Origin of the sequence: Nonomuraea maheshkhaliensis, from assembly GCF_039529435.1 — a bacterium.
Lineage (GTDB): Bacteria > Actinomycetota > Actinomycetes > Streptosporangiales > Streptosporangiaceae > Nonomuraea > Nonomuraea maheshkhaliensis.
Map to the genome: position 1 here is coordinate 1 of NZ_BAAAMU010000261.1, position 4,388 is coordinate 4,388.

Annotated in this window: 4 protein-coding genes; all 4 read right to left on the reverse strand. The window is 75.0% G+C overall.

Annotated features, from left to right (window positions below):
- Window positions 1-1,130, reverse strand: a 1,130-nt coding sequence (locus ABFX54_RS55985; protein ID WP_346115503.1) for a serine/threonine-protein kinase, incomplete at its 3' end; no start/stop codon positions are given.
- Window positions 1,131-1,347: 217 nt separating this feature from the next.
- Window positions 1,348-2,415 carry an FAD-dependent oxidoreductase gene (locus tag ABFX54_RS55990; protein ID WP_346115504.1) on the reverse strand — a complete coding sequence of 356 codons (1,068 nt, stop codon included), beginning with the start codon at window positions 2,413-2,415 and terminating at the stop codon, window positions 1,348-1,350.
- A gap of 76 nt (window positions 2,416-2,491) precedes the next feature.
- Window positions 2,492-3,514 carry a LacI family DNA-binding transcriptional regulator gene (locus tag ABFX54_RS55995; protein ID WP_346115505.1) on the reverse strand — a complete coding sequence of 341 codons (1,023 nt, stop codon included), beginning with the start codon at window positions 3,512-3,514 and terminating at the stop codon, window positions 2,492-2,494.
- Window positions 3,498-4,388: glycoside hydrolase family 3 C-terminal domain-containing protein (locus ABFX54_RS56000; protein ID WP_346115506.1), on the reverse strand; the 891-nt coding region annotated here is incomplete at its 5' end. The genes ABFX54_RS56000 and ABFX54_RS55995, both read right to left, overlap by 17 nt.

A 4,388-nucleotide genomic window follows, 5' to 3' on the forward strand; every position in this document is an offset into this window, starting at 1 on the left:
GGCCCCGACGGTTCCGTCGGCACAGGCTCGGAGGACTCCGGTACGGCAGGCGCGGCGGTGGAGGCCGAGCCGGGCGCGTCGGGCGGCAGGGCGCCACCGGTCCCCGGCCCCGGGCCGTCCCCGAGGATCACGAACGCCGACACCACGGCCGCCGCCGTGGCCACCACCAGCCCGCCGGTCATCGCGAGCTTGCCCGCGGGCGGGAGCGTGCTCTGCGTCAGGCTCGTGGCCGTCCCGCCGCCTCCGCTCTCCGCGCCGAAGGCCGCCGCTCCGGTGCCGGGCAGCAGGGCGGCCAGCGGCAGGAGCAGGATCGCGAGCCCGGTCCGTCCGCGCCGCTCCCATTCCTCCCCGTACGCCTCCCGCGCCGTCTCCTCCAGCCTGACCAGGAACGCCTCCGCCGACTCCGGCCGCGCCGCGGGGTCCTTGGCCAGGCCGTGCGCGAGCAGCGGGCGCAGCGGCTCCTCGACGTCCTCCAGCGGCGGTGACACGTGCTGGTGCTGGTAGGCCAGGGCGGCGACGTTCTCGCCGCCGAAGGCGCGGTGGCCGGTCAGGCACTCGTAGAAGACCAGCGCGGCGGCGTACACATCGGTCGCGGCCCCGGCCGGGGCGTCGTCCCACTGCTCGGGCGCCATGTACGGCGGCGTGCCCGACAGCTCGGCGTTCTCCCCGAAGCGGGCGGCCACGCCGAAGTCGACGAGCTTGCTGTCGCCGTCCTGCGTGATCATCACGTTCTCCGGCTTGAAGTCGCGGTGCACGACCCCGTGCCGGTGCGCCTCCGCCAGCCCGAGCAGCGCCCCCTTGAGCACCACCAACGCCGCCTCGGGACCGGTCGCGCCCTCGTGCGCCAGCAGCCGCCGCAACGTGACGCCGTCGACCAGCTCCATCACGATGACGGCGTCGTCGCCGTCTTCGACGTAGTCGAGCACGCGGGCGGTGTGGGGGCTGTCGATCTCCTTGATGAGCAGGGCCTCGGCGCGAAAGCGGGCCACGAAGTCGGGGTCCTGGCGCAGCGGGGCGGACAGGTGCTTGACCGCGACCGGCAGCCCGTCGGCGTCGCGCACGGCGAGCATGACCCGGCCGGTCCCGCCATGACCGAGTTCCCGGATCTCCGTGTAGCCGGGAACCTCCATGATGGGGACCTCCTGACCGGATAAAGATCCTAATGTCAGGACGTTAACCTCGCGTCACGGCGTGTGTCGACCCCTCCGGAGCGACTGGCGCCCGACATGTCGGAATCGGTATCCCACGATGCTCCATAGGAGATCCGGGCCGGCGGAACGGGGTCAGGCGGGCGGGAGGGCGGCAGGCTTGAGCGGAAGAGCGGAAGAGCGGAAGAGCGGGCGGCGGTCAGGCGGCCGGCGTGAGGGGGCGGGCTCTCAGGAGGGCTCGGACGTTGCGGGCGGCCGTGCGGCCGGCCCGGTTGGCGCCGGTGGTGCTGGCTGAAGGGCCGTAGCCAGCGAGCTGGAGCCGGGGTTCCCTGATCACCTGCGTGCCGTCCACCCGGATGCCGCCGCCCGGCTCCCTCAGCTTGAGCGGGGCGAGGTGGTCGAGCGCGGAGCGGAAGCCGGTGGCCCAGACGATCGTGTCGGCGGCCACGTACGTGCCGTCGTCCCAGACCACCCCGTCCGCCACGATCCGCCCGAACATCGGCAGCCGGTCGAGCGCGCCCTTCGCCAGGGCCTCGCGGACGACGGCGCTGTAGGTCAGGCCCGTCACGCTGACGACGCTCTGCGGCGGCAGCCCGGCACGGACGCGCTCCTCGACCATGGCCACGGCCTCCCGCCTGGCCTCCTCGCCGAAGTCGTCGTCCCTGAAGACGGGCGGCCGCCGGGTGACCCAGGCCGTCGCGGCGGCCACGCCGGCGATCTCGGACAGCACGTGCATCGCCGACGCCCCGCCGCCTACCACGATCACGCGCCGCCCCGCGAACTCCGCCGGCCCCCGGTAGCCGGCGTAGTGGAGCTGCCGGCCCCCGAAGCCGGCCGCGCCGGGGTAGTAGGGCCAGTACGGGCGCGTCCAGGTGCCGGTGGCGTTGACGACCGCGCGGGCCGCCCATCGCCCCGCGTCCGACTCGACCAGCAGCCGCGTGCCGTCCAGGTCGCTGACGGCGCTGACCTTGACGGGGCGCACGACGTTCAGCCCGGTCCTGCGCTCGTAGTCGGCGTAGTAGGCCGGGACCTCCTCGGCGGCGGGACGCCCGCCGTCAGGCCCGGGAGCCCCGGGCAGGCCCGGCAGGTCGAAGACGCCGTGCACCTTGTCCATGGTCAGCGAGGGCGAGCGATGCCGCCACGCCCCGCCGGGCCCGTCGGCCGCGTCGAGGACGACCGGTTCGTAGCCGAACCGGCGCAGGAAGTACGCGCTGGACAGGCCCGCCTGCCCGGCGCCGATCACCACGACCTCGCCGCTGTGCTCCACGGTCGGTGCAACCGCGACGCCCCGCCGCCTCTTCCCGCCCGGACGCCAGGACACCGGAACGCCGGGCGGGCGGAGGTCAGGAGCGCGGTGGCACCGGGGCGGTCGAGCCGCGTACGACCAGTTCCGTCGCCAGCTCCACGTGATGGGAGTCGATCCGCTCCCCCGCCGCCAGCCGCAGCGCCGTGCGCAGCGCCACCCCGCCCATCTCGCGCAGCGGCTGCCGGACGGTGGTCAGCGGCGGCGAGGTCACCTGGGCGATCTGGGTGTCGTCGAACCCCACGATGCTGAGGTCCTCGGGGATGCGCAGCCCGCGCGCCCGCGCGGCCTCCATGATCCCGACGGCCATCTCGTCGCTGCCCGCGAAGATCGCCGTCGGGGCGCGCGGCAGGTCGAGCACCGCCGCCCCGCCCGCCACCCCGTCGTGGTAGCGGAAGTGGCTGGAGCGCACGTATCCGGGCAGCACGGGCGCGCCCTCGGCCTCCATGGCGGCGCGGTAGCCGTGCAGCCGCGCCTGGTTGCACGCGGCGGCGGCCGGGCCGCCGATGTAGGCGATGCGCCGGTGCCCCAGGGACAGCAGGTGCTGGGTGGCGGCCAGGCCACCGGCGAAGTTGGTCGAGCCGACGCTGGTGACCCGGGTGCGCGGCAGGTTGAGCGGGTCGATGAGGACGAGCGGTAACCGGGCCCTGGCCAGCGCGGCGGGCTGCCCGGCGGTCAGCTCGCCGGTGACGGCGATCAGCGCGCGCCGGCCTGCCGCGACCAGCTCGCGGGCCCAGGCGGTGGTGCGCTCGGTGCCGCTCCTGATGCTGACCACGATCCCGACGCCCTCCTCGGCGCCGGCGGCCACCGCGCCCTGGACGATCTCCGTCGAGTACGCGTTCAGGTCGGTGTCGAACTGCACCTCGACGGTGGCCAGCCCGGCCGGCTCGCGGCGGGGCGCGGGCGCCACGTACTCGTGCTCCTGCAGCAGCGACTGCACCAGCGACCGCGTGGCGGGCGAGACGTCGCTGCGGCCGTTCAGCACCTTCGAGACGGTGGCGACCGACACGCCCGCCGAGGCCGCCACCGTGGCCAGCGTGGCCCGTCTAGGACTGGGCGGCATCGGCACCCCCCTGCCTGCCGTTCGCACTGTCGGTCGTTCTTCCGATTTCGTCGGCCCTCCCCTTCTCGTTCTCGATCTCGACGGTGGTCACGAGCCGCCGGTCGTGGCCGACGTGACGGGCCGGACCGGTCAGCCGGATCGTGCCCCGGCAGGGCAGGTCGGCCGCCGAGGTGCCGGCGAGCACCTCGATCTCGCCGGGCTCGACGACGCGGCGCAGGTCGCGACCGGTGAAAGCGGTGCGGTCGGCGTGCACCGCGAAGCTCACCCGCGTGCTCTCCCCCGGTTCGAGCCGGACCCTGGCGTAGCCGGTGAGCTGCCGGACCGGCCGGGTGACCTGGGCCACCACGTCGCGCAGGTAGAGCTGGACGACCTCCTCGCCGGCCCGGCCGCCGGTGTTGCGCACGGCGAGCGAGACGCTGAACTCCCCGTCGGTGGGCACCTCCGCGTCGCTGATCCGCAGCTCGGACAGCTCGAAGGTGGTGTAGGAGGCACCGTGGCCGAAGGGGAACAGCGGCGTCGGGTCGAGGTTGCTGATGCCGTGGCTGTCGGCGCCCAGCGGCGGCTGCAGGTAGGTGCCCGGCTGGCCGCCAGGGCCGCGCGGGATCTGCACGGGCAGCCGGCCGACCGGCTGGACCCGGCCGGACAGCACGCCGGCGATGGCCGCGCCGCCCTCCTCGCCGGGCATGAACGCCTGGACGAGCCCGGCGGCCGATCCGTGCACCTCGCCCAGCGCGTACGGGCGCCCGGAGACGACGACCACGACCACGCGGGTGCCGGTGGCGGCCAACTCGGCCAGCACGTCGGCCTGCGCGCCCGGCAGCCGCAGGTCCTCGGCGTCGCAGCCCTCGCCCGAGGTGCCGCCGCCGAACAGCCC

Excerpts from the sequence above, each read along its gene's own strand:
- ABFX54_RS55995 (WP_346115505.1), bottom strand. The coding sequence starts at position 3,514 with ATGCCGCCCAGTCCTAGACGGGCCACGCTGGCCACGGTGGCGGCCTCG.